Raw genomic sequence first — 25,891 nt, 5'->3', positions numbered from 1 at the left:
CTTTTATATCATTTAAAAAGTGAGAGCAAGAAGTTTAATAATCCGCCGTGGCTCGCATCAAGCATTGGCTTTAATTCCATTAGAAAGACGCAGAAAAATACAAGTACAGCAAGCTGAATAAAAATATAAGGCACAACGCCTTTATAAATAGCAGTCGTTTTTATCTCAGCTGGTGCGACTGACCTTAGGAAAAATAAACTAAAACCAAATGGCGGCGTTAGGAATGAAGTTTGCAAATTCATCGCAACTAAGATTGCTAGATAAATTGGATTTATACCAAGCTTTGCGGCTATTGGCACCAAGATAGGAAGCACAATATATGAAATTTCAACAAAGTCGATAAAAAAGCCAAGCACAAAGATGACAACCATACTAAAAATGATAAAGCCCCACTTCTCGCCTGGTAAATTTGTCATAAATTTTTCAACAATCTCATCACCACCAGTGTAACTAAATACCATAGAAAAGGCTGTCGCACCAACAAGTATGGCAAAGACAAGTGCTGTAGTTTTTACGCTTTCTGCCAATGCCTCTTTTATCATAGAAAATGAAAATGTCCTATAAAAAATAGCTAAAATAATGGCTCCAACGCAACCAAAAGCTGAACTTTCAGTTGGTGTAGCGATACCTGCAAATATAGAGCCCAATACACAAATAACTAGTAAAAGCGGCGGAAAGATAGCGATTAATGCTCTCATGATCTGCTTAAATTTACTAACACCGCTCTCATCTTTTACTACCGGTGCGGTATCTGGTTTCAAATAAGCAATAATCAAAATATAAATGATATAAACTGCTACTAGCGTGAATCCTGGGATGATGGCTTGATGAAAAAGCTCACCAACTGGCACTGAAAATATATCACCCAAAATAATCAGCACGATAGAAGGTGGAATGATCTGTCCAAGCGTACCAGCAGCACATATAGTGCCACAACCTAGCGCTTGGTCGTATTTATACTTTAACATAACAGGCAAGCTTATAACACCCATTGCAACGACACTTGCACCAACAACACCAGTCGAAGCCGCAAGAAGTGCTCCAACCAAGATAGTGCTAATAGCAATACCTCCGCGAATTTCTCCAAAAAGCATGCCCATGCTCTCAAGTAGCCTCTCAGCTAGTTTTGACTTTTGGAGCACAACGCCCATAAAGACAAAAAGTGGAACTGCTATAAAAATTCTACTCTCCATGATAGAGAAAATTCTATAAGGCATGAAGTTAAACATATCTTTGAAAACTTCGATACTTCCAAGTAGTCCGTCTCCGTCTCCAATACTCTCAACAATACTACCAATCATGCCAAATATCATCGAAACCGCACCAAAGGTAAAGGCTACCGGAAAGCCAATGCCTAGCATCAAAAGTGCGGCTATAAACATTATCAAACCAGCCATTATTCCCCCTTTTTAGCTTTTTTGTAAAGATTAAAATTTCTTATAAAAAAGCCAATCGCAAAAAATACAAGTAGATAAAAAGAAAAAGGAATAAGTGCTTTTATGATCCATCTGTGAGTAAGACCGCCTGGATCTGCACTAGCTTCAGCTGAAGTATAAGCATCACTCACAAATTCAAATGATAAATTTGAAACTAAAAGTGCAAATGGGATTACAAAAATAACAGTTCCTATCATATTTACAAGGGCTTTATTTTTTGGTGAAAATTTAGCATAAAAGATATCAACTCTAACGTGCGCATCTTCTTTTAATGCATAGCTCATGCCAAGCAAAAATATCACAGCAAAAAAATGCCACTCAAGCTCCTGAAATGCGACGTTTCCATAAGAGAAAAAGTATCTTGCCACAACGTTAAAAAAGACGTCTATTATCATCAAAGCCATAATAAACATGCAAATATAGCCGACTATATCACCGACCTTATCAAAAAATTTCTCAACTTTTTGCATAAACAACCCTTAAAAAAACAATTTATTTATCATGATGATAAAGACGCAAACTGGCGCTACATATCTTAATAAAAAATACCACGCACTAAATACAAAGTCACTCATATATGGACTAAATAGCACATAAAGTGCCTCTCTTTTCATAAAATATCCAACAAATATCGCTCCACCAATACCACTAATTGGAAGCAGAACATTTGAAGCGGTAAAGTCAAGAAAATCAAAGAAATTTTTACCAAAGAGCATAAATTTGTCGCCAATATTTTCTATATTTGATAAAAGACATAAAAATCCCAATACAAAAACACCAGTTCCAACTATGCTAAGAGCTTTTATCCTGCTAATGCCATACTCTCTGATCAAGAAAAATACAAACGGCTCTACGATAGAGATAGCTGAAGTAATGCCAGCAAAGATAAGTGCTGCAAAAAATGCCACAGCTAAAATTTGACCTATCACACCAAGCTTAGCAAAGAGCGTTGGAAGCGAGATAAAGACAAGTCCTGGTCCTTGAGACGGCTCTGCGCCAAATTCAAATATAAATGTAAAGATAACAAGACCCATCATAATGGCTAAGACGATGTTTATAAAAACAATACTTAGCGTAGAAGTAGCTAAATTTGTATCATCGCTTAGGCTAGCTGAATATGTAATGATCGCTGCCATACCAAGAGATAGTGTCCAAAAAGCAAGCCCAAGAGCAAGCAAGAGCGAGTTAAATGAAATTTTACTAAAGTCAGGAACAAGTAAAAACTCAGCAGACTTTGTAAAGCCATTCATCGTCATAGAAAAGATAAGCATGATTAAAACCATAATAAATAGGCTTGGCATCATCCAAACATTTAGCTTTTCAATGCCACTTTTCACACCTTTTGAAAGGATAAAAAAGCAAGCTACAAATGCTATAACAAAATAAAGCGTCTGCTCGCCAAGACCATGCGTAAGAAGCTCATTAAATATTACTTTTGAACTTTCTATATCGTTTGGAAGACCGGTAAAAGATAGGCTGAAATACTTAAAGACCCAGCCGATGATCACAATATAATAAGATGAGATTATGGCTGCGGTTACCATAGCTAAAATTCCAACCAGCTGCCATAAATTTTTATTTTTATTCGCCAACTTTCTAAAGGCATTTACACTATCGCTCTCACTAAGTTTGCCGATACTTAGCTCTGCCATAAAGATAGGTATGCCAACTAAAAACGTTATCAAAAGATATAAAATAACAAATGCCGATCCACCATTTTCACCGACCATATATGGAAATTTCCATGCATTGCCAAGTCCAACAGCTGACCCTGCAACTGCTAAAACATAACCTATTTTAGAAAACTGTTCTTTTGCCATTATGCAATCTCCCTTACTAACACCACAAAAACTAGAACTGGCGCTATAAACCTTATTAAAAAATACCAAATTTTAAAAACAATCTTACCCATATAAGGCAAGAATAGCTCTTTTAAAAGCTCAAATTTCATAAAGTATCCAACAAAAATGGCAAATATAATGCCACCAAGTGGGAGCATAATGTTTGAGCTAAGATAATCAAGCAAATCAAAAAAGCTCTTACCAAAAAATGTAAGTGCTTCTTTAAAAACGCCAATACCGCTTAACGCACATAAAATCCCTAAAACATAAACTACGGCACCGACAATAATAATTGATCTATTTCTACTAAATCCCAAACTTTTATTTAAGAAAAATATAAATGGCTCGACTAGCGAAATAACCGATGTTATACCAGCAAAAAATAAAGATGTAAAAAATGCAAAAGCCAAGAAATTTCCAAGCAAACCAAGCTTTGCAAAAAGCGTTGGAAGCGAGATAAATGCTAACCCTGCCCCCTTTGATGGCTCTGAGCCAAATTCATAGGTGAATGTAAAAACTATAAGCCCTATAATTACGCTAATAATTATATTTGCAAAGACTACATAAAGCGATGAAGTGAACAAATTTGTATCATCACCAAGACTTGATGAATAAGTAAGTATGCAGCCTATACCAATACACATCGTAAAAAAAGCAAGTCCAAGAGCGTTTAAAATAGCACCTTGATCAATTTTTGAAAAGTCTGGCACAAGTAAAAATTTAGCCGCCTCGTCAAAACCATTCATACCAAAAGAGTAGCCAAGCATAAGCAAAAGCAAAATAAAAAGTGCTGGAATAAGATATACATTTATACGCTCTATTCCACTTTTTATACCTTTTGTAAGTATAAAAAAGTAGGCAAAAAAAGCGATGCTAAAATATAAAATTTGCTCCCATGCGCCATTTGAAGTAAAATTTACAAAAAGCGCTTCTGAGCTTGCCATATCTTTTGGAAGCTCACCAAGACTTAAGATAACGTATTTTAAAACCCAGCCGATAATGAGCGTATAAAAAGAGGCAATGAATAACCCTGTCACCATCACAACACCAGCAAATTTCCATACATTTGCACCTTTTGTAGCTAGACTTTTAAACGCTCCAACCGTATCAAGGCGTGAAATTTTGCCCATTGCCATCTCAGCAAAAAATATACTAAGCCCAACAACAAAAGCAAAAAATAGATATATAAGAATAAATGCTGAACCGCCATTACTACCGACCATATATGGAAATTTCCATGCATTACCAAGGCCAATAGCCGCTCCAATGATAGAAAGAACAAAACCAACTTTACTAAATCTATCCATCATTTACCTGCTATTTGATAGATCATGATGGCACAAATTGCAATTGGCACGATATATCTTAGAGTGAAGTACCAAATTTCAAAGAATACTTTTCCCATAAATTCGCCAAAGAGTAGATATAGGCTCTCTTTTTTAAGTTTATAGCCAACAAAAAAACTAAAAATTATGGCACCTATTGGCATCATGATATTTGAAGTAAGAAAATCAAGTGCATCAAAGACTGGCTTGCCAAAAATACTAAAAATATTAGCCGTCTGCGCATAATATGAAAAAATACAAAAAAGGCCTAAAATATAGGCAAAAATTCCAATATAAACAAGAGCCATTTTGCGTGAAATTTCAAATTTTCTAACCAAATAATAAGCAAATGGTTCAATCATCGAAACAGCACTTGTAACACCAGCAAACAAAAGTGAAACAAAAAATGCGATGGACATAATATTGCCAACTATCCCAAGCTTTGCAAAAAGCGTAACAAGTGAGATAAAAATAAGCCCTGGTCCACTTGCCGTACTATCAGCTCCATAAGCAAATATAAATGTAAAGACCACAAGTCCCATCATAATGCCTATTAATATGTTTATAAAGATGATAGAAAGCGTTGATTTTATAAGATTTGTCTGCTCTGGTAAATTTGCAGCGTATGTCGGTATGACACCAACACCCATAGATAGCGAGAAAAACGCAAGTCCAAGAGCCTGTAAAACAACATCTGGTGTGATCGCGCTAAAATTTGGTACAAATAAAAATTTAGCCGCCTTAACAAAACCATCGCCCATGCTAATTGCATAAAAAAGTATACAAACAAGCAGTATAAAAAGGCCCGGCATCATCCAGATATTTAGTTTTTCAATGCCACTTTTAACACCTTTTGAAACAGCAAAAAATACCATCAAAAAAACCAAGCTAAAACAAACAATAGCGCTACTTAGATCATTCGATAAAAGCGTATTAAACTGTTGGACTGCCTCTTCTTGATTGCTCAAAAGTGGCGAAAAGCCAAGATAAATATACTTTAATATCCAGCCAATTACAACCATATAAAATGAAGCAATAAGTATCGCTCCTATCATAAAAAAGCCTGAGAAAGACCATATTTTTTTATGTTTTGGAGCAAGTTTATAAATGGAGCTTACAACATCACTCTCGCCAAGCTTACCAATGCTAAGCTCTGCTAAAAACGCTACAAAAGCAATAGCAAACGTGAGAAGCAAATATAAAACTATAAACGCTGAACCGCCATTGTTTCCTACCATTGTTGGAAATTTCCATGCATTACCAAGTCCAACAGCTGATCCTGCCATAGCAAGAACAAAGCCTATTTTTGAAAATTTTTCATTTATCATTGATTACCTGAGATTAAGAATAAATTAATTTTTTCAAAGATAACATAAAAAAACTTTTATTTTTCTAAGCCAAGAATTTTTTATGGGCAATTTAAATTTTTAGTGTTTTTATTTGAAACAAAGTTTTGTTTTTGTAATATTACGGCTCATAAAGTTTAAGTAGGGGACAGATCCGAAAGAGCTTTAAAATTTAAAGGAGCAACGATGAAAAAGATCGTGTTTTTAATTCTTGGTCTTGCTGCATTCGCATTTGGCGCTGACGGCGAGATGATTAGATCATATTCAGTTATTGCTGGTGGTATTGGCCTTGGCCTTGCAGCTCTTGGTGGTGCTATTGGTATGGGTAATACAGCTGCTGCAACAATTAGTGGAACAGCTAGAAACCCAGGTGTTGGTAGCAAACTTATGACTACAATGTTTATCGCTCTTGCGATGATCGAAGCACAAGTTATCTACGCACTAGTTATTACGCTTATCGTTCTTTACGCAAACCCAATGCTTGGCTAAGCGTAAAGCTTAAATTTAGCCCCTTTGGGGCTTTTATTCTTTTTGCGATCATGGTGGAATTGGTAGACACGCTATCTTGAGGGGGTAGTGCCGCTAGGTGTGCGAGTTCGAGTCTCGCTGATCGCACCATCTAATCTTACACTTCAAAATCCAAAATCTTACAAAATTTAAAAAAGGGGAATTTATGCTAGATAAAAAGCGTGCTTTAAAACAGCTACAAAATGAAGCAGATGATACCGCCATCTATACGTTACTAGAAGCTAGTGAAAAAAATGAAGAAAATAAAAAAATACTTCGTAAATTAATAACTGAAGAAAAACGACATTATGCTTTTTGTCAAAAGATAACAGGCGAGAGCAGAACTGCGAATTTATTCAAAGTCATATTCTATACGATACTCGTTAAAATTTTTGGAACCTCTTTTACTTTAAAATTTATGGAGTCACGCGAAGAAGACGCAGAGCAATTTTATCTTGGTATCGTTGATGAGTATCCTGAAGCTAGAGATATTTATGACGAAGAAGTAAATCATGAAAACAATTTAATCTCTATGCTAAAAGATACGAAATTAGTCAATGCTGGTGGCATTGTTCTTGGCATGAATGACGCATTAGTTGAGTTAACTGGCACGCTAAGTGGCATCGCTCTAGCTTTTTCAAATACAAAATCAGTTGGTGCGACGGGCCTTATCATGGGCATTGCAGCTGCTCTTTCTATGGCAGGATCGGCCTATCTTGAGTCAAAAGAAAATCCAAGTGACGAGATCAAACCGCTTACCTATTCGCTCTACACAGGTGGTTCATACATCATAACAACGGCGTTTTTGATACTTCCATTTTTCATCTTTTCAAGTGGTGTTTACGCTGTCTTGTCGATGTTTTTCTTTGCCTTTGTTGCCATCATCACTTACAACTTTTACATAAGCGTGGCAAAAGAGCTTAAATTTTTGCCAAGAGTGATTGAGATGTGTGTGATAACTTTTGGTGTTGCGATCATTTCGTTTGGTATTGGCTTTTTAGTCAAGCACTATTTTGGCTTAGATATTTAATCCAAAATTTCATACCAAGTGTAGCTATCGTTTCCAAAATTTCCACTAAATAGTGGCTTTAAATTTAGATCAAGGCTCAAGCTTTTACCATCCTTAAAATTTGAGCTTTGATAGATAAGTAGCCATTTTACGTTTGCTAGCTTGCCATCTTTTGCAAGTTTTAAAAACTCGCCAGCACCTTCAAACATACTAAGTCCTGTTAAGCTAAGCTTTTTTTGAATACTAACTTTGCGCCCTGGCACACTAAAAAGCGGTATAGTTTTATCAAATTTATCACTTCTTGAGTAGATTATAACGTCTGGGTTTTTACCGCTACCCACTAACCTGCTGTCAAGCTTTGGCCGGTCTGTTCGCACTGTATTGCCACCGATCACTATCGTATCTATGACGCTTCTAAGTTTATGGACGTGCGTACGGCTAAGCTCATTTGTGATGATGCCGCCACTTGCCACGCCGTTTTTACTAAGAGCTATTTTTAAAAAGCTAAATCCACCATTTTGATAGGCTAAAAATGGCTCAAGTAGCTTATCACAGCGCTCTTTTAAAATGCCAAATTTAACTTTTACCCCAGCACTTTGAAGTAAATTTCCACCACCACTTGCTATTTTATTTTCATCGTGGCTGCCTATTATCACCTCACTAAAGCCAAGTTCTTTTAGCAAATTTGCACAAGGTGGCGTTTTGCCGTGATGTAGGCAAGGTTCAAGTGTGACGTAAGCTTTTGCTTTTTTTAGTAAATTTGAGTGATCTTTTAGTATAAATTCATGGGTAAATTTTGGCTCTAAAAGGCCAAATTCGCCCTCTTTTATATTAGAACTAAATTTATCGTTATACGCTTTTATAAAATCATCTTTAAATTTTTCACTTTTTTTGCAAAGTGCAAAGAGTATCGCTGTCGGTTCAGCGTGTAAATATCCAGCCTTTTCATGAGCCTTACAAGACAAAATTTGCCCATTTTCATCAAGAATAAGACATCCAACGGCTGGATTTGGATAGGTCAGGATTTGAAATTTCCAAGCCTCGCTTAAAGCAAGATCCATGTAAAATTCGTCATTCATCTTAGCAGACTATTTTTATTTTCCTATGTCTTTTATCTCATCAACAAGAGTTTTTGAGATCAAGTCGATATCGGTCGGCTCATCCTCCGCGTCCCATCTAAATGCAGCAATCTCTGCCAAAACCGCGATCTCTTTAAAATAGCTATATTTCGTTGTAGAGAGTGGTATAGCGTAAGAGACCAAAAGCCTATCAACGTTATCATAAATTTTCACGCTATAGCGAAAGTGTGGCTTGTTTAATGCCTTGCCACCCCAGTTAAACCATCTTTCATAGTCCATTTGTATTTTTATCTTGAAGCTATTTTCGTCCCCTAAAATGCCCTGCTCTTTTAGATGTTTGTTTATAAATTCCACAAACTCATCACGAAGTTCGCTTTCATTTTTATAGTTAGTGTTGTGCTCGTATCTAGTTGGTTGATTTATCAATGTTAGGTTAAAATCACTAACAATATATTTAGCCACGCCTTTTTGTATCGGCGTTGGCTCAACATTATATTTATATTTTCCCGCGCATCCAACGAAGAAAACACTTAAAACTATTAAAAAGAGTATTTTTACAAATTTCATATTTTCTAAATTTACGACAAACCGTCGATCTTGCCCTCTGCGTCTATCTTCATATTGACCGCAGCTGGCACTTTTGGAAGTCCTGGCATCAGCATGATCTTACCGCAAACCGCGACGATAAAGCCAGCTCCCGTTCTAATGTCAAGGTCTTTTACACTAAATGTAAAGCCCTTTGCTCTACCCAAAAGCTTCGCATCGTCACTAAACGAGTACTGAGTTTTTGCGATACAAACTGGTAAATGGCTCAAATTTAGCTCATTTATCATCTCAAGCTTTTTAAGAGCGGCTTCCTCAAAGACCACCTCACCAGCTCCATAAATTTCCTTAGCGATCTTTTCTATTTTAGTTCTCGTATCGTCGCTCATCTCATATGTGAAATTTATCTTGCTTGGCTTATCGCACGCTTTTAAAACTAGCTCAGCAAGCTCAATCGCACCTTTGCCACCTTTTAAGAAATTCTCACAAACTGCCACTTCTACGTCAAGCTTTTGGCAGTACTCTTTTACGAAATTTATCTCTTCATCTGTATCAAAGCCAAATTTATTAAGTGCCACGACTACGTTTTGACCAAATTTACCTTTTAAATTTTCGATGTGTCCGCCAAGGTTTTCGATGCCTTTTTTAAGGGCGTTCATATCTGGTTTTGTAATCTCGTCTTTGTTTGCTTCGCCGTTATATTTTAGCGATCTGATCGTACTTACAAGTACCACAGCGCTGGGTTTGATGCCAGCAACCCTGCATTTTATATCTAAAAATTTCTCCGCACCAAGCTCCGAGCCAAAGCCAGCCTCAGTGATGACGTAGTCAGCTAAATTTAGAGCTGTTTTTGTTGCGATGACCGAGTTACAGCCGTGTGCGATGTTTGCAAATGGGCCACCATGCACGAGCGTAGGTGTGTGCTCAAGCGTTTGAAACAAATTTGGTTTGATCGCATCTTTTAAAAGTATGCAAACAGCGTCTTGGCAGCCTAGATCGCGCACATAAATAGGCTTTTTATCGCTATCATAAGCGACCATGATGTTTGCCACGCGCTCTTTTAGATCTGATAAGCTTGTGGCTAGACAAAGCACGGCCATGATCTCGCTTGCTGCAGTGATGTTAAAGCCATCTTCTCTTGGCACGCCGTCCGTCCTGCCACCCTGACCCACAGTGATAAATCTAAGCGCGCGGTCGTTCATATCCATACAGCGCTTCCATAAAATTTTCTCGATTTTTAGCAGGTTTTCTTGATAGAGGCTATTATCTATCATCGCTGAAATAAGGTTGTTTGCCGATGTTATAGCATGAAAATCGCCAGTGAAGTGTAAATTTAGATCCTCCATCGGCGCAAGCTGCGAGTAGCCACCACCTGCTGCTCCACCCTTTATGCCAAAAACTGGTCCCAAAGATGGCTCACGAAGTGCCAAGCAGACCTTTTTATTAAGTGAATTTAGTGCATCAGCTAGACCGATCGACATAGTTGTTTTGCCCTCACCATATGGGGTTGGATTAGTCGCAGTGACCAAGATGAGCTTTGAGTTTGATGGCTCAAGCCTTGGAGAAATTTTTGCCTTATATTTGCCGTAAAGTTCAAGCTCGTCTTCACTTAAGCCTAGTCTTGCGGCAACTTTACTGATGTGTTCAAGTTTCGTTTGGTGAGTTATCTCGATGTCGCTTAGCATTTTACCACTCCAAATATGTTTTTGCTTTTTTTATCTCACTAATGTTGATCTCAAAAATTCCCTCTTTGTTTTCAACTGCAATGCCCTCTTCGTCTGCTTTTACAAGCCTTCCTGCAAATTTCTCAGCCTCGGTTTGAACTTTTACAAGCTCACCAACGCTCGCTTTAAAGTGAGATGGCTTGCTAAGCTTTCTCTCAAGACCAGGCGAACTAACTTCGAGGTTATAATCCCCACTAACTGGCGGTGTCACGTCAAAGATAGGCGAGAGCAGACGGCTCACTTTTTCGCAATCATCAAGGCTTACTCCACCATCTTTTGTGATGTAAACTCTAAAAATAGCCCTGCCATTTTCATTTGTGATCTCGTTGTCGTAAAGCTCGACACCGCATTCGCGTACTAGTTTGTCTAAATTATCCATTTTTGTTTAAATCCTTTGAAATTTTATCAAACAACTTATCCATATGGTTTTGATACTCTAATCTATCGTCAAATTTAAAGTGAAAATTTGGGCATCTATACCAGCCCTCAGCTGCCATACAGTGGTTTTGCAAATGCCTGCAAACTCGCTTTAAATGCCCCAAAATATACTCTTGTTCACGCTCATCAAAAGCCATTTTGTCAAGATAAACAAAGGCGTCATATCTGCCCTTTTTACACTCTACATCAGTGACACAAAGTCCTTTTAAAATGCTATCTTCAAGAGTGGCTAGAGCCTCTGGAATGAGCTCTTTTAGCACACTCTCTGTTCTCATACGCTTTATTTCGTTAGCGTTCATAGAGTAGCTTTCTCCTTGACTTCTTTGAAGCTTTCGATATAGTCGTTTTCTCTGATGTCATTGAAATTTTCGATACCAACGCCACACTCGTAGCCTTTAGCAACCTCTTTGACATCATCTTTGAAGCGTTTGAGTGAGCCAACTAAGCCCTCATAAACGACCACACCTTCTCTAATAAGGCGAATTTTTGCGCCTCTATTTATCGTGCCCTCAGTGACGATACATCCAGCAATAGTACCAACTTTTGGCACATGGATCACTTGGCGAACCTGAGCTTGACCAAGCTGCTCTTCTCTGATGATTGGTGACATTAATCCACCCAAGATCGCTTTCACATCATCAATTAGATTATAGATAACGTTGTATGTTTTAATCTCAACACCACTCTCTTTTGCCTTTTCTTTTATCTCGCCAGTTGGTCTTATGTTAAAACCAAGGATTATACAGTCTTCGCTCGCACTAGCAAGTGCCACGTCGCTTTGTGTAATGCCACCAACACCTGAGTGGATGACATTTACCCTGATCTCATCATTTGCTAGTTTTTCTAGGCTTGCTTTTAGCGCCTCAAGTGAGCCACCAACGTCAGCTTTAATAATAACTGGAAGCGTCTTTAACTCACCCTCAGCGATCTTAGCACTAAGCTCATCAATACTAACTTTCGTGCTCTTACTAAGCTCTTTTTGGCGGATATATTCAGCCTTTTTCTGTGCGTACTCACGAGCCTCTTTATCTGTTTTTACACCTATTAGCGTCTCGCCAGCCTCTGCTATCTCACTAAGACCTACTATCACACCGCATTCGCCCGGTTTTATATCTTGCAAAGGCTTACCTTGGTCATCAAGTAAGCTTCTTATCTTTCCATATGCAACGCCAGCTACGACAGTATCCCCAACATGAAGCGTGCCGTTTTCAACGATGATGGTAGCTACTGGACCACGACCTTTTTGAAGTGAGCTCTCGATAACAGTTGCTTTCGCATTTGCTTTTGGATTTGCTTTTAGCTCTAAAAGATCAGCTTGTAAAAGTACGATCTCTAATAGATCATCTATACCCATGCCTGTTTTTGCAGAGATTGGCACAAATTCATATTTTCCACCCCACTCTGTTGGCATGATATCAAGCTCGGCAAGACCTGTCTTTACTAGGTCAGGATTTGCTGACTCTTTATCCATTTTATTTATAGCGATGATTATTGGTACACCAGCAGCTTTTGCGTGACTAACTGCCTCTTTTGTTTGTGGTTTTACGCCGTCATCTGCTGCAACAACGATGATAACTATATCAGTTACACCAGCACCCCTTGCACGCATAGCAGTAAACGCTTCGTGACCTGGAGTGTCGATAAATGTGATGTTTTTGCCGTTTTTATTGACCATATAAGCACCAACATGCTGAGTGATACCGCCGGCCTCTCCTGCTGCTACACGTGATTTTCTTATGTAATCAAGCAATGAAGTTTTACCATGATCAACGTGGCCCATGATGGTTATAACTGGTGCTCTTGGCTGGAGATTTTCATCGTCTTTTATCTCTTCCTCATAGGCTGCTACGTAGTCAAATTCTTTTTGATCGTCGATGATATTAACCTCTACATTAAACTCATCGGCTAAAATTTCTATCGCATCTTCATCCAAAAAGTCATTTTTTGTTGTCATCATACCAAGCATAAAAAGCTTACCTATGATCTCACTTGGCTGCTTATTTAGCTTTTCAGCAAATTCATAAACACGAATTTCTTTTGGAATATTTATAGATGTCACAGCTTCATTGTTTTGTTTATTTTCAGGCTTTTTGTGTTTTTTTCTAGCTCTTCTTTGAATGCCGCCTTCGCCAAATGAATTTATCGTATTGTTGACTGTAGTTCTCATAACATTTGGCTGTTTTGTCTTTTGTACAGGTGCTGGTGCTGGGGTTTTAAAGCTAAAATCAGGAAGAACGACTACATCTTCATCTTCTAGCACTATGTCACCAAAATCACTTCCGCCAAGCAGATCCATCTTCTGGGCGCTATCCTTTTTACTTGCAACAACTACTTTTTTATCTTTTTTCTTTTTCTTAGCTAAATTTTCATCATTTGCTGAAAACATACTTTTAAAATCGCTTATATTAGCTATGCTTGGTTCAGGCTTTTTCTCTTCTTTTGTAGCAATTGGCGCCTCATAATCTTTTTTCTTTTTTACTATCACAAGGCCACGTCTTTTTTGAGTCACATCGGCCAAGCTCTCTTTTGGTCTTGGAGCTTCGACTTGTTTTTGCTCTATTTTTATTTCTTCTATTTTAGGCTCAATTTTTTGTTTTTCTTCTAAAATTTGTGCCTCTTTCTTAGGCTCAGTTTTTACCGACTTTGACTCAGTTTTAGTAGTAGCTTTTTTAGGTTCACTTTTTTGCTTTTCTTCTTTTTTTGCTGACTCTTTTTCTACTTCTTTTTTAGGCTCTTTTTTTGGTTTAGGCTCACTCTTTTTCTTTTTAAATTTATCTGGTATCACGCCAGTTTGAACATATTCATATATAGCTTCAGCCTCTTCAAGGCTAACTGCATTTGAGTGAGTTTTGACTTTTAATCCTAGCTCTTGAGCTTTTTCTACTATCTCTTTACTTGGATAGCCAAGCTCGTTTGCGATCTCTGAAATCCTAACATTGCTCATTTAAGAGTATCTCCTTTAACTTCGGTGCATCACAAATAAAAGCACCTTTAGTTTGTTTATCAATTATTTTTTTTAAAATTTTTATATCTTTTTGCATACATTTGTCGCACAGATAAAAGCTACGACCATTTCCTTTGCCATGCTCTAAATTCTTACCTACCAAGCGGTATCTTTTTAACAAGCTCTGAGAAATTTTAATTTTACAAGCGACGCATGTCCTTATAGGATTATTTTTGTTCATTATATCTTTTTAAACTTGTTTTTAGCTTTGCGTAATTTCGTATCCATCGTTATCAAATGAAAAAACCTCAACCCTAAAATCACCAAATTTACTCTTTAAAATATCTCGTAAATTTTTAGCATCATCTTTGTAAGCGATATTTAAAAAGCTTGAACCTGAGCCTGAAAGCGTGCTCATTAAAGCACCATTTTCATAAGCTACTTTTCTAACTTCAAAAAGCTCTTCTAAAGCGTGCATTCTACGCTCTTCATGCATCAAATCTTTGCTTGCTATTTTTAAGAGATCATACTTTTTTTCATAAAAACAAGACGTTAAAAAAGCGGCATGAGATAAGTTATTTACGCATTCTTTCATCGTATAGTTCTTTGGTAAAATTTGTCTTGACGAGGATGTGCTCATCGGTTTATTTGGGATAACAACTACTGCTTTTATCTCATCGCTTAAACTTATTTTATTTGCGTAAACATTACCATTTTTTACGATCGCGCTGATAAATCCACCGTGAACTGCTGGCGAGATATTATCAGGATGGGTTTCATAGATGATAGCTTTATTTAAAACTGTCTCTTTGCTTGCCTTAAAGCCAGCCATTTCGTACGCTGAAGCAATGGCCCCAACGATAACAGCAGAGCTACTGCCAAGCCCCCTTGAAAATGGGATATTATTTTCAAAAACGACTCTAAAATTTTCATTTTTACCAGTTAGCTCAAAAAAAATTTCATTAAAAATACTTAAGAATATATTATTTCTTTTTAAATTTACACTTCCACTGCCTTCGCCGTTTATCGACACTGAGCTAAATTTTGCTGGCTCGATTTTCACGCTATTAAAAAGCTTCAAACTAAGCCCCAAAGCATCGAAACCAGGACCCAAATTTGCACTTGTTGCAGGGACTAAGATATTCAAAATTTCTCCTAAACTGCTTGGATGATATAATCTGGTAGTGTATCTGAATTTAGTTTTAATTCATCTAAATTTAAAGGCAACCTAAATCCTACTGGCTCTACTTTTTCAAGTGAAATTTTGCCATCTTTTAAAATGAAGCTTAAATTTTTATTTGCTCTGATCGCTTGGCCTCCATTTAAGCTAAATCCACTAACGGCGTAAAATTTGCATCCTTTCGCCAAAGAAAATGTTTTTAAGATGACATAGGCCACCTTTAGCCCCATAAAGCTTCCTGGCGTATTTGCATAGATAATTTTTGTGATATTAAATTTAGAGGATAAATTTTCTAAGATCTTTATCAAAGCTTCACTGACATGTTCATCAGTCGTAATTTCATCAAATTTTACGCCATCTTTATAAACTCCAACCAAGAGCGGAATCGATAAAGAGACAACTAAAATTTCAATATTTTCTATGCAAATACCTTTTGATACTCTTTTAAAAGTTCGCCATTTAGAGTTGCGATCTCGTAGTTTTTCTCATCGGCCATCAAAGCAAGAGTTAATTTGTGATTTAGATCGTGACTTCCAGCAAATGCTGTATAATCGCCCAACAAAGGCGCTCCAAGCAAGCTTAAATCACCAATCGCATCTAAAATTTTGTGCCTTACAAACTCATTTTCAAATCTCAAACCTTCTGGATTTAGAATATGCGTATCATCGATTGCCACGGCATTATCAAGTGATGCACCAAGAGCTAGATTTTGAGCTTGCAAACGCTGTAAATCTTTCAAAAACCCAAAAGTTCTAGCACGAGCTATATTTTTTATAAAAGAGCTTTTACTAAAATCAAAAACATATCTTTGTTCACCAATAACTGGATGATCAAATTTTATCGTATAGTCAAATTTTGGACTTCTTGAAGGTGAAGTTCGCACAAATTTAGAACCCTCAACAACCTCAACTTCACGGCGGACAAGAATTACTTTTTTGCCAGCATCAAGATATCTTATACCAGCTTCATCAAGTAGCATACAAAAGCTTATTGCACTACCATCCATCACTGGAATTTCATTTGCATCAACAGAGATTCTAATATTATCAATGCCATAACCATTTATGGCTGACATTAGATGCTCAATCGTACTAATAAAGCCCTTTTCATTGCCAACAACGGTTGCCATCTGCGTATTTATAACATTTTTAGGTTCAGCTTTAAAACTAATTCCAAGATCTTCGCGGTGCAAAATAATACCAGAATTTGCATCAAGAGGTTCTAGTATAAGTCTTATCGGCTCACCTTTATGAAGCCCTATACCAACGGTCTCAACGCGTCTTGCGATAGTAGTTTGTTTCAAGAATTTTCCTTATATTTTTAATCCGCTTATGATAGCACTAAAAAATCAATTTTGCAAATTTTTTAGTTCTTGTCTATCATCGCTTTTGCAGCATCTAAAACACTTGTGATATTGTCTTTTATCCACTTTTTATCCATCCATTGTTGTGGTCTCACCTCTTCGCCTTGGACCAAAATTCCAAAGTGAAGGTGATCACCAAGTGCAAGACCACTAGTTCCAGTAGTACCTATCTGATCGCCAGCTGCCACCATATCGCCCTCTTTTACTCTAGTGCTTGAGCAGTGTCCATAAAGCGAATAAAGCCCAAATCCATGATCGATCACAATATTTAATCCATAAATTCCATTTTCAGATGCTAGCACAACACGACCAGCATTGCTAGCTATAATAGGAGCTGCGGCCACACTTGCAAAGTCTATTCCCATATGCCAAGACTCGCTTACTTGCTCGTTATTATATGTATAGTATCGGTGATCGGCGAAGTCAGCCACTTTTTTACCATTTCTTAGTGGGTAAAATGGTGTCACACTAAAGCCAGTTAACATCTCATCACCAGGATTTGTAGTAAGTGCTGTTATTTTTTCTTCGTTTGAATTTCTAAGCGTTTCATTGACAAATCTCATTTTTTCAAGCCTTGAAAGCGCACTCGGATCTTTTGCATATTGATCAGTTAGATCGACTATTTTGCCATCTAAAAATCTATCGTTTAATGCGATAGTTGAAGTTTTATACTTTACATTTTCATAAAAATATCTAACATGTGACTTGCTCTCATTGCCTGCGAAGTCCCTAGCAATAACTTCTGCACTAAAATTTTCAACCTGAACTGGCCAAGCAACAAGTGCTGCATAAAAGCCCTCTTTATAAAATGGAACAGCCTTAAATTTCTTACCAAAATTTGTCTGGACATAGACCTCTTTTAGCTGATTATCAGTTGCTCTAAAGACCACAACAGCACTACCGCCTTTTGAGATAGAATAAGACTGCGAAAGCACGTAAAGATCAGGCTTTGAAGTATCAAGCACTACTTCAACCTTTTTACTAGCTTTGTTGCCAGTAAAAAAGCTCCATTTACTAGTATCTACAGCTTCAATATTCATCTCATAGGTATCTTTTTGAGCAAAAAAGCCAGTCTTTGGAAAGGTTAAATTTACATCAAGCTCAGTACTTGGGTTTTGTATGATTTGATTTAATAAATTTAGATCATTTTTCCCATCATTCATACTAATTCGTACAAATTTTATACCGCTATCGTCTTTAAATTTGATATTCATTGGGGTTCTAAGATTCCAATAAACTTTATCAGCAACACCGATTATCGGCTCATTTCGCTCAAAATCTTTTGACATCAAAGCATAGCCAAAACCACCGGCTAAAATTAAAATTAGCAAAAGCACAACAATACCAAAACCGCCTATCCCACGTCTATACATATATTTTTACCTTAAATTTTATTTGCGAAATTTTACATTTAATCAATAAATTTTTAGTTAATTACAAAATTTCTCTTACAGCTCTAGCGTCGCTCATCCAAGCAAAAAGTTCATCCCAGCGTTCATCTTTTATGAGATCTTTGCACAAATTTAGCTCTTTTTCAAACATATTTATGGCTTCAACAACATTATTTTTATTTTGCTTAAAAATATCACTCCACATAAAAGGCGAACTCTTTGCGACACGTATCATGCCTTTAAATGTAGGTCCGCCAAGTGCTACGATGTGCCTTTTATCCTCTTCTTTTAAAATCCCACTCGCAAGAGAAAATGCAATCGCATGAGGCAAATGCGAAATAAGACCCACGTGATGATCATGCTCTTTCGCACTCATAAAAATGATCTTCATACCAAGGCAAGAAAATAGCTCAACGCTTCTTTTTACATGTTTTTCTGCGCTCTCAGCAAAGTCGCAAACAATAACAGTTGCCCCTGTGTAAAGTGATTTGAAAGCAGCCTCTGGACCAGAATACTCGGTACCTGCCATTGGATGAGCTGGGATGAAATTTTTACGAATTTTTTCTGGTACTGCCTCGATGATCTTTTGTTTGGTTGAGCCAAAATCAATAATAGTTGTATCTTCGCTAATATCGGTTAAATTTTGCACAATGCTCACGATAGCCTCGACTGGCACAGCCAAAAAGATGATGTCACACTTCTTTTTCATCTCGTCAATGCTTAAAATTTCATGCACCAAGCCAAGTTCTAAGGCCTTTTTGCTATGATTCTCGTCTTTATCGTATCCGCTAACACAAGAGATTAATTTTTCATCTTTTAATGCTAGCCCAAGTGAGCCACCCATAAGACCAAGTCCGATGATACCTATTTTCATAAAAAACCTTCAAAATTATAAAATTTAAATTTATTAAAAATAAAATATGATATTATACGCACTTATACTAAAACTCTAGGTTAAATTTAATGAGAAAGAAATTATTTTTATTAGCATTAGCTTTCAGTGGACTAAGCGCACAAACAATCCAGTCAATAAATTTTAAAGGCCTAATTCACCTTTCGCCTGAAGTAGCAAGCCAAATAATGGGCCTAAAAGTCGGTCAGGATTTGACTCCAAAGCTTAGCGATAAGGCGATCACAAATTTATACAAACAAAATTATTTCGACGATATCTACATAGAAGATACAGGCAATGGCAATCTTTTAGTAGCTGTAAAAGAAAAACCAAGTGTTGCTAGAGTCGATCTAAAAGGCGTCGTAACAAATGACAAAACTGCCATAGAATCACTGATTAATATCAAACCAGGCAATATGTATGATGAGCTTACAATAGAAAAAACTAAAGAGAGAATTCGTCAGTATTATGAGTCAAAGGGTTATTTTGATACCGTTGTAGACGTAGAAAAACAACCAGTTGCAGATAACGACAGCTCACTTTTTATAACACTCAACATAAACCGCGGCGAAAATATGATAATCAAAAATGTAAATTTAGTCGGTGCAAAAGAGTTTGATTATGACGACATTGAGCCAGTAGTTGCAAATAAAAGTAGAGAATTTATGGGTTGGCTTTGGGGCAGAAATGACGGTAAAGTTAAACTTTTTGAGCTTGAAAATGATCCAGCAAGAATACAAGACAAATATTTCCAAAAAGGCTATTTAGACGCGACTATTTCGTCACCTTATTTAAATTCATCGTTTGATAACTACACAGCTGATCTTACTTATTATGTTCATGAGGGTGAGCCTTATAAGGTTTCAAATGTAAGTATTACAGCACCTGAAGAGCTAGAGCTTGATACCAAAAAGATTATAGATGACTTTAGGCTTGAGGCTGGCGATACGATGAACTCAGCAAGACTTCGCCAAGATATGAAAAAGCTCGATGATATGGTTGCTGACAAAGGTTATGCATTTGTAAAAGTCTATCCAAAGACTGATAAATTTGATGAAAATAAAACTGTCGATATTGACTACGAAGTCGATCCTGGTGAGAAAGTATATATAAGAAATGTTCAAATTTCAGGAAATGATAGAACTGTTGACCGCGTTGTAAGACGTGAACTTTATCTAACTGAAGGAAATTTATATAGTAGAACTGACCTTCAAGACTCAAAAGATGCGCTAAAAAGAACAAGCTACTTTGATGATGTTGAGATAGAAGAAGATCCAGTTGATAAAAATACTGTCGATCTAAAAGTAAAAGTAAAAGAGGCTTCGACTGGCTCAATAAGCGGTGGTATCGGATACGGCAGCAGTGACGGACTACTACTAAACGCAGCACTTTCTGATACAAATATCTTTGGCTCTGGTCTTCAAGGACAAGTAAGCGTAGATAAGAGCGACAGAGAGCTTTCAGGTCAGATAAGTCTTACAAACCCAAGAATTTTCGACTCAGAGTATAGCCTTGGTGGAACACTTTACGCAAATGACTATGACTGGAGAACATATAAAGAGAGAAGCTATGGTTTCAGCACAACACTAGGTAGAAAACTAACTAGAAATTTAAGCGCATCACTTACTTACAACATTGAGCAAAGCAAAATTACCTTAAAAGATGATGAGCTAAGAGATATCAACACAAAAACCAAAAAAGAAATTTATAGAGAAGGTAAAGCCATAAAAAGTGCCATAACTCCAGCTTTAACATATAACAGCACCGACGATTATTACTTGCCAAGACGTGGCATCATAGCTAGCACATCATTTGAGATAGCTGGGCTTGGTGGCGATATAGACTTTATCAAAAATCGCACAAATTTTAACTACTATCTAGGTCTTAGAGAGTACATCGACTACGATCTTATCTTAAGATATAAAGCAAGCTTTGGTAAAATTTGGGAAAGAGGTTATACTCCGATCAACGAAAGACTTTACCTTGGTGGCATAAGAAGCTTACGTGGTTACGAGAGCAGAACTGTATCTCCAAAGGTAAAATATAATGGCGACTACTACGAATACGGTGGCGAAACTTCATTTAATAATTCAGCTGAAATAAGCTTCCCTATAATAGATCGTGTCAAAATGCGTGGTGTTGTATTTTATGACTACGGCATGATCGGTGAAAATAGTCTAAATGAGATAAAAAGATCATCAGTTGGTACTGGTATCGAGTGGATAACTCCTATCGGACCACTTCAACTAATCTTTGCAAAAGCTCTTAAACCTAAAGAGGGTGATGATACAAATACATTTGAATTTACTATTGGAAGACGATTCTAACAAGATACTTTAAAGGGGCTAACTTGCCCCTTTAAACCTCCACAAATAAATAAACTTTAAGTCATATAAGAAAAAGCAAGGCAAACATTAGATATAATCCCACAATTTTTAATATAAGTGGGTAAAAATATGAATTTCTCAGACATTTTTTCAAAGATAAGAAAAGCTCAACCTCGTCCAGAAGAAGCGCCTACACACTGGGTAAAATGCGATAATTGTCACTCACTGATGTACTACAAAGAAGTTGAAGCTTGTTTTAATGTATGCCCGAAATGCGGCTATCATATGAGACTAAAAGCTACTGATCGCATAAATTTGATCTGTGACGAAGATAGCTTTGTAGAATTTGATGCAAATTTAAAACCGGTAGATCCATTAAATTTTGTTGATAAAAAATCATACAAAAAAAGAATCACAGAGAATAAAGAAAAAACAGGACGTACAAGCTCAGTGATATGCGGCGAAGGCAAATGCGACGGACAAGAAATCCAGCTAGTTGTCTTTGACTTTGGCTTCATGGGTGGTTCGCTAGCTTCAGTTGAGGGTGAAAAGATCGTAAGAGCGATAAAACGAGCAATAGAAAAACGCCAAGCTTTAGTCATAGTGAGTGCTTCAGGTGGAGCTAGAATGCAAGAGAGTACATTTTCTTTGATGCAAATGTCAAAGACATCAGCTGCTTTAAAACTACTTGATGAAGCAAAATTACCTTACATCTCAATACTTACTGATCCGACAATGGGTGGCGTTAGTGCCTCTTTTGCTTGGCTTGGAGATCTAATAATCGCTGAACCTGGCGCATTAATAGGCTTTGCTGGCCAAAGGGTTATCAAACAAACCATAGGTGCTGATCTCCCAGAGGGCTTTCAAAGGGCTGAGTTTTTATTAGAACATGGCTTAATCGATGCTATTGTGCCAAGAAGCGAACATAAAAAATATATAAGCGATATGGTTAAATTTCTCACAAATAATAAGACAATACATCAAAAAGATAACCAAGATGAGAGTGGAAGCAACTTTGAACTAAAGCTAAAAACCAAAGGCTAAATTTGGAAATTTCAGTTTTTAGCATTCAAAAATCATCACGTGACAACTTTGAAAACGAAATACAAGAATATATAAAAATGAGTGCAAAATTTGCCAAGATAAACGATAAAGTCTTTTTTAATGAAAAAATAGCAAAAGCTCAAAGCACTGGGAAAAGCGAAGCATTAAGAGCCTATAATGAAATTTATGAGCCAAATTTAAAAGGCTTTTGCGTAATGCTTGATGAAAATGGCTTGCAACTTGATAGCCAAGAATTTGCACAAATTTTAAACTCAAATTCACAAATTAACTTTTTCATAGGTGGAGCTTACGGCCTTAGCCAAAATTTAAAGAATAAAGCACAAAAAATTATAAGCTTAAGCAAGATGACGATGGCTCATAAGGTTGCCAAGCTTGTACTTTTTGAGCAAATTTTTAGAGCACTGTGCATAAATGCAAACCACCCATACCACAAATAAAGGAATATAAATGACACAAACTGAGCTAAATTTTTTTAAAAAATTACTCGAAGAAAGAAAATTACAGATCAAAAAAAATATCTATGATTCATCTGTTGAAGTAAATGGCTTAAGAGATAGTGGTGTAAGCGATGAGTTTGATATAGCCTCAGTAAATACAGACCAGCTAATAGAGCATTCGATCTCGACACAACAAAGAGCGGAGCTATCAGAAATAGATGAAGCACTAGAGAAGATAGCAAATAAAACTTATGGAATTTGTGATATGTGCGAAGAGGAGATCAGCATACCGCGACTTAAAGTAAAACCACATGCAAAATACTGCATAACTTGCCGTGAAATAATCGAAAAAACAGCAAAAAACTAAGGAGAAAATATGAAAACTAGAAAATTTCTCGTCTATTGCATAATCTACATAGTAGTTGTTGCAGGACTCACTTATTCTCTTAATAGTTCTGATTACACATTTGAGCTTTTAGGCCAAACTATAACTTTGCCAATTGCTATTTGGGTCGCTCTTCCAGTAGCTGTTTTAGCACTTCTTGCTCTACTTCATATCGCTTATCATGGATATGCTTTTTATAGATATAAAAAATGGATCAAAAAAGATAGCCAGCTTTATAAAGACTTAGCCAAAGAGACGCTTCTTGGCTTTGAGAGCAATAAAGACTTCAAAACCGACACTTACAAGATCGCCTCACAGCTTACTCGTTCTATCTCACCAGTAGGCGAGCTTAAAGATGTCGGTGTAGATGATGCCGAGATAAACAATATCTTACAAACTATAAAAAGTATAAAAAATAAAGAGATCGTCGATCTAAAGAAATTTAGACTAGCAAAAGATAGTAAGTTAAATATCCTAAACGAGCTAAATAAGATCGAGCAACTACCTACTTACTATCTTGACATACTTAAAAATCAAGATCAAAATGAGAGCCTTAAAAAAGCTGCATTTGATAAACTTATAAAAGTAGCTTCTTTTAGCGAGATCAAAAGATTAAATTTTGAACTAGCAAGTGAAGATATAATGCTTATTATTACCCGATTTGTAAATGACGAGATCGATCTAAGCAGTGATGAAATTTTTGATCTTTTAAACAACGCAAAAGTGACAAAAGCACAATACGACAAAGCAGCCATAATGCTTAAAAATAAACTAAAACCAGATGCATTTATTGGCATCTTTGAAAAACTAAAAAGTATACACGCTGATGCTGATGAGGCTTATGTATATGCACTGTTTGAGCTTCAAATGCTTGATAAAGTAAGAGAGGCTATCGAAGGTAGCGACCCAGATGAGTTTAAAGAGATAAAAGTCTTGCTGTTTTTACGAGATAACGGCAAAATGGTGCCTAGCTCGCTATTTTTTAAATGATAGACTTTAGTAAAAAGCCACTTTTCTTAGCACCTCTTGCTGGCTTTTCTGACTTGCCACTAAGAAGCGTAGTTAAGAAATTTGGCTGCGATGTCACTGTTAGCGAGATGATCAGCGCAAATGCTCTGGTCTATGAGAGCAGTGACAAAACTCTTGAAATGCTTAAAAAATCCCCAAACGAAGAGCCCTACGTCGTTCAAATAGCTGGTAGCGATATAGAAAATATAAAAAAAGCCGTGCAGATAATCAATAAATTTGATGGAATTTATGGGCTCGATCTAAACTGCGGCTGCCCTGTGCCAAAGATCGTTAGACAAGGTGCGGGATCGGCTTTGTTAAACGATCTTGACAAACTTCAAAGCATAATCTCAGCTATAAAAAGCATCTCAAACAAAGAGAGCCTGAGTGTTAAATTTAGACTTGGCTTTAACGATAAAAATGAAGAAAAGATAGCAAAGGCCTGCGAAGAAGCAGGTGCAGACTACATCGCAGTACATGGACGCACAAGAGCTGGGGGATACAGCGCAAAGGTTGATTACAAAGCGATCGCTAGAGTAAAGGCGAGCGTAAAAATCCCAGTCATCGCAAATGGCGATATAAATGCGCAAAATGCAGATGAAATTTTATACCTTACAAAGTGCGACGCCCTAATGATCGGCAGAGCAAGCATCGGTAACCCTTGGATATTTCACGAGATAAAGACCAAAACTAGCGTAGATAAGGCGCTAAAACAAAAGATCATCCTAGCTCACTTTGATGCGATGATCGAGCACTACGGAGAGCATGGACTTTGCATATTTAGAAAGCATTTGCATCAGTACAGCAAGGGCATCGACGGTGCAACAACCTTTAGAAACGATATCAATTTCATCAAAGACGCGACAGCGATGAGAGAGCGTATAAAGGAGTTTTTTGCCTAGATGCAAGGCTATATCCTGCGCGTGCAAAAGGTCAGAGACGAGGACCTTTTAGTCTTTGTGCTAACGCCAAATTTGCTCGTAAAGTCATATAGATTTTTTGGCGCACGCCACTCAAATATCATGACCGGCTACAAGATCGACTTTGAGCTAGAGCAAGAGGTGAAATTTCTACCAAAGCTTAGAAGCATACTTCATCTTGGCTTTAAATGGCTGCTTGAGCGCGATAAACTCATCATTTGGCAGCAGTTCATGCGCCTACTTTATGATCATCTAAAAGAGGTCGAGCAGCTCGATGAAATTTATTTTAATGAGCTTGATCGCTGCGCCAAACAGATGCAGCTACAAAATCCAAAACGCCTTATCATCGAAAGCTACGTTAAAATTTTAGAGTATGAAGGTAGGCTTCACAGCGAGCTTGAGTGTTTCATCTGCGACGAGAAGATAGAGAGTGAGCTTTGCTTAACTCGTGGTTTTTTACCCTCTCACAAGCACTGCCTTGATAGGAGCGAATTTGACGCTGGTAAGATAAAAAATTTGTTTGATACAAAAAGTACGATTGAGCTAAATGACGATGAGATAAACCGCCTTTATAAAATTCTACTTGACGGACTTTAGGCTATAGCTTGCTATTTTAAATAGCTATTTCTTAATGTTTAAAACACATGACTATTTTTTTAAGCTTAAATTTTCTAAGTTATAAAATTATAACCAAAGGCAAAAATTTTTAAAGAGAAGATTAAAATAGAAAT

General features: G+C 36.9%; 26 protein-coding genes and 1 tRNA gene. 10 read left to right on the top strand and 17 right to left on the bottom strand.

All coding sequences use genetic code 11. From position 1 onward, the window contains the following. Positions 1-8: 8 nt before the first annotated feature. Genes CVS92_RS01910 through CVS92_RS01890 form a run of 5 tightly spaced genes read right to left on the bottom strand, consistent with a single transcriptional unit; the run spans position 9 to position 5,930 of the window. The gene (locus CVS92_RS01910; RefSeq protein WP_103580425.1) at positions 9-1,397 is read right to left on the bottom strand and encodes a TRAP transporter large permease; all 1,389 of its coding nucleotides are present in this window, start codon (positions 1,395-1,397) and stop codon (positions 9-11) included. Further along, complete coding sequence (locus CVS92_RS01905) at positions 1,397-1,906, bottom strand: TRAP transporter small permease subunit (RefSeq protein ID WP_021090735.1); 510 nt, start codon at positions 1,904-1,906, stop codon at positions 1,397-1,399. Before CVS92_RS01905 ends, CVS92_RS01910 begins: the two co-directional genes overlap by 1 nt. A gap of 9 nt (positions 1,907-1,915) precedes the next feature. Beyond that, entirely contained in the window at positions 1,916-3,256 is a 1,341-nt protein-coding gene (locus CVS92_RS01900; RefSeq protein WP_107788319.1) for a sodium-dependent transporter, read from the bottom strand. Then, entirely contained in the window at positions 3,256-4,587 is a 1,332-nt protein-coding gene (locus CVS92_RS01895) for a sodium-dependent transporter (protein ID WP_107788318.1), read from the bottom strand. Before CVS92_RS01895 ends, CVS92_RS01900 begins: the two co-directional genes overlap by 1 nt. Next, positions 4,584-5,930 (bottom strand): sodium-dependent transporter, encoded by a 1,347-nt coding sequence (locus CVS92_RS01890; protein ID WP_107788317.1) that lies wholly within the window; start codon positions 5,928-5,930, stop codon positions 4,584-4,586. The genes CVS92_RS01895 and CVS92_RS01890 overlap by 4 nt, the downstream gene beginning before the upstream one ends. A 204-nt stretch (positions 5,931-6,134) precedes the next feature. On the opposite strand from CVS92_RS01890, the gene CVS92_RS01885 reads away from it, so the two are divergent. The 3 genes from CVS92_RS01885 to CVS92_RS01875 all read left to right on the top strand — a co-directional run bounded on the left by CVS92_RS01885 (position 6,135) and on the right by CVS92_RS01875 (position 7,485). Then, positions 6,135-6,437 (top strand): F0F1 ATP synthase subunit C, encoded by a 303-nt coding sequence (locus CVS92_RS01885; RefSeq protein WP_004317263.1) that lies wholly within the window; start codon positions 6,135-6,137, stop codon positions 6,435-6,437. A gap of 44 nt (positions 6,438-6,481) precedes the next feature. Then, positions 6,482-6,566, top strand: a tRNA-Leu gene (locus CVS92_RS01880). A 55-nt stretch (positions 6,567-6,621) separates the two neighbouring features. Next, positions 6,622-7,485 (top strand): VIT1/CCC1 transporter family protein, encoded by an 864-nt coding sequence (locus tag CVS92_RS01875; RefSeq protein ID WP_107698130.1) that lies wholly within the window; start codon positions 6,622-6,624, stop codon positions 7,483-7,485. Here the strand turns inward: CVS92_RS01875 and ribD are convergent. The 12 genes from ribD to CVS92_RS01815 all read right to left on the bottom strand — a co-directional run bounded on the left by ribD (position 7,482) and on the right by CVS92_RS01815 (position 19,000). Beyond that, entirely contained in the window at positions 7,482-8,543 is a 1,062-nt protein-coding gene (gene ribD / locus CVS92_RS01870; protein ID WP_107788316.1) for a bifunctional diaminohydroxyphosphoribosylaminopyrimidine deaminase/5-amino-6-(5-phosphoribosylamino)uracil reductase RibD, read from the bottom strand. The two genes, CVS92_RS01875 and ribD, sit on opposite strands and share 4 nt — an antisense overlap. Positions 8,544-8,558: 15 nt before the next feature. Continuing rightward, positions 8,559-9,110: a hypothetical protein gene (locus CVS92_RS01865; protein WP_107788315.1), complete on the bottom strand. Its 552-nt coding sequence runs from the start codon at positions 9,108-9,110 to the stop codon at positions 8,559-8,561. 11 nt (positions 9,111-9,121) lie between these two features. Then, complete coding sequence (locus tag CVS92_RS01860) at positions 9,122-10,771, bottom strand: formate--tetrahydrofolate ligase (protein WP_107788314.1); 1,650 nt, start codon at positions 10,769-10,771, stop codon at positions 9,122-9,124. 1 nt (position 10,772) lies between these two features. Continuing rightward, positions 10,773-11,189: a ribosome maturation factor RimP gene (gene rimP, locus CVS92_RS01855; RefSeq protein ID WP_107788313.1), complete on the bottom strand. Its 417-nt coding sequence runs from the start codon at positions 11,187-11,189 to the stop codon at positions 10,773-10,775. Then, positions 11,182-11,547, bottom strand: coding sequence for a 30S ribosome-binding factor RbfA (rbfA, locus tag CVS92_RS01850; RefSeq protein ID WP_021090755.1), 366 nt, complete (start codon positions 11,545-11,547; stop codon positions 11,182-11,184). The genes rimP and rbfA overlap by 8 nt, the downstream gene beginning before the upstream one ends. Next, positions 11,544-14,192, bottom strand: coding sequence for a translation initiation factor IF-2 (gene infB / locus CVS92_RS01845; protein ID WP_107788312.1), 2,649 nt, complete (start codon positions 14,190-14,192; stop codon positions 11,544-11,546). Before infB ends, rbfA begins: the two co-directional genes overlap by 4 nt. Further along, positions 14,179-14,355 carry a hypothetical protein gene (locus tag CVS92_RS01840; protein ID WP_223154486.1) on the bottom strand — a complete coding sequence of 59 codons (177 nt, stop codon included), beginning with the start codon at positions 14,353-14,355 and terminating at the stop codon, positions 14,179-14,181. The genes infB and CVS92_RS01840 overlap by 14 nt, the downstream gene beginning before the upstream one ends. Positions 14,356-14,454: 99 nt before the next feature. Beyond that, complete coding sequence (thrB, locus tag CVS92_RS01835; protein ID WP_107775900.1) at positions 14,455-15,339, bottom strand: homoserine kinase; 885 nt, start codon at positions 15,337-15,339, stop codon at positions 14,455-14,457. Positions 15,340-15,347: 8 nt separating this feature from the next. Continuing rightward, positions 15,348-15,749, bottom strand: coding sequence for a glycoprotease (locus CVS92_RS01830; protein WP_107775899.1), 402 nt, complete (start codon positions 15,747-15,749; stop codon positions 15,348-15,350). A 41-nt stretch (positions 15,750-15,790) separates the two neighbouring features. Beyond that, on the bottom strand, positions 15,791-16,675 hold the full coding sequence (gene lpxC / locus CVS92_RS01825) for a UDP-3-O-acyl-N-acetylglucosamine deacetylase (RefSeq protein ID WP_084041565.1): 885 nt from the start codon (positions 16,673-16,675) through the stop codon (positions 15,791-15,793). 62 nt (positions 16,676-16,737) lie between these two features. Further along, entirely contained in the window at positions 16,738-18,108 is a 1,371-nt protein-coding gene (locus CVS92_RS01820; protein ID WP_072594694.1) for a M23 family metallopeptidase, read from the bottom strand. Positions 18,109-18,169: 61 nt separating this feature from the next. After that, positions 18,170-19,000: a prephenate dehydrogenase gene (locus CVS92_RS01815; RefSeq protein WP_084108777.1), complete on the bottom strand. Its 831-nt coding sequence runs from the start codon at positions 18,998-19,000 to the stop codon at positions 18,170-18,172. A gap of 89 nt (positions 19,001-19,089) precedes the next feature. On the opposite strand from CVS92_RS01815, the gene bamA reads away from it, so the two are divergent. The 7 genes from bamA (at position 19,090) to recO (ending at position 25,757) form a co-directional block, all read left to right on the top strand. Then, entirely contained in the window at positions 19,090-21,345 is a 2,256-nt protein-coding gene (gene bamA / locus CVS92_RS01810; protein WP_107788311.1) for an outer membrane protein assembly factor BamA, read from the top strand. Positions 21,346-21,474: 129 nt separating this feature from the next. Then, the gene (gene accD / locus CVS92_RS01805; RefSeq protein WP_103580445.1) at positions 21,475-22,389 is read left to right on the top strand and encodes an acetyl-CoA carboxylase, carboxyltransferase subunit beta; all 915 of its coding nucleotides are present in this window, start codon (positions 21,475-21,477) and stop codon (positions 22,387-22,389) included. Between the two features lie 2 nt (positions 22,390-22,391). Continuing rightward, positions 22,392-22,847, top strand: a complete 456-nt coding sequence (locus CVS92_RS01800; RefSeq protein ID WP_103580411.1) for a 23S rRNA (pseudouridine(1915)-N(3))-methyltransferase RlmH — start codon at positions 22,392-22,394, stop codon at positions 22,845-22,847. A gap of 10 nt (positions 22,848-22,857) precedes the next feature. Further along, positions 22,858-23,214: an RNA polymerase-binding protein DksA gene (dksA, locus tag CVS92_RS01795; protein ID WP_035167251.1), complete on the top strand. Its 357-nt coding sequence runs from the start codon at positions 22,858-22,860 to the stop codon at positions 23,212-23,214. Positions 23,215-23,223: 9 nt separating this feature from the next. Next, positions 23,224-24,222, top strand: coding sequence for a hypothetical protein (locus CVS92_RS01790; protein ID WP_054196230.1), 999 nt, complete (start codon positions 23,224-23,226; stop codon positions 24,220-24,222). Beyond that, the gene (locus CVS92_RS01785) at positions 24,219-25,142 is read left to right on the top strand and encodes a tRNA dihydrouridine synthase (protein WP_107788310.1); all 924 of its coding nucleotides are present in this window, start codon (positions 24,219-24,221) and stop codon (positions 25,140-25,142) included. The genes CVS92_RS01790 and CVS92_RS01785 overlap by 4 nt, the downstream gene beginning before the upstream one ends. Continuing rightward, positions 25,143-25,757 carry a recombination protein RecO gene (gene recO / locus CVS92_RS01780; protein ID WP_107788309.1) on the top strand — a complete coding sequence of 205 codons (615 nt, stop codon included), beginning with the start codon at positions 25,143-25,145 and terminating at the stop codon, positions 25,755-25,757. Positions 25,758-25,891: the final 134 nt, after the last annotated feature.

It is taken from the genome of Campylobacter concisus (genome assembly GCF_003048555.1).
In the GTDB taxonomy this organism is placed as follows: domain Bacteria; phylum Campylobacterota; class Campylobacteria; order Campylobacterales; family Campylobacteraceae; genus Campylobacter_A; species Campylobacter_A concisus_AO.
The sequence above is the reverse complement of the archived record's forward strand: the minus strand, read 5'-3'. Positions and strand labels throughout refer to the sequence as shown.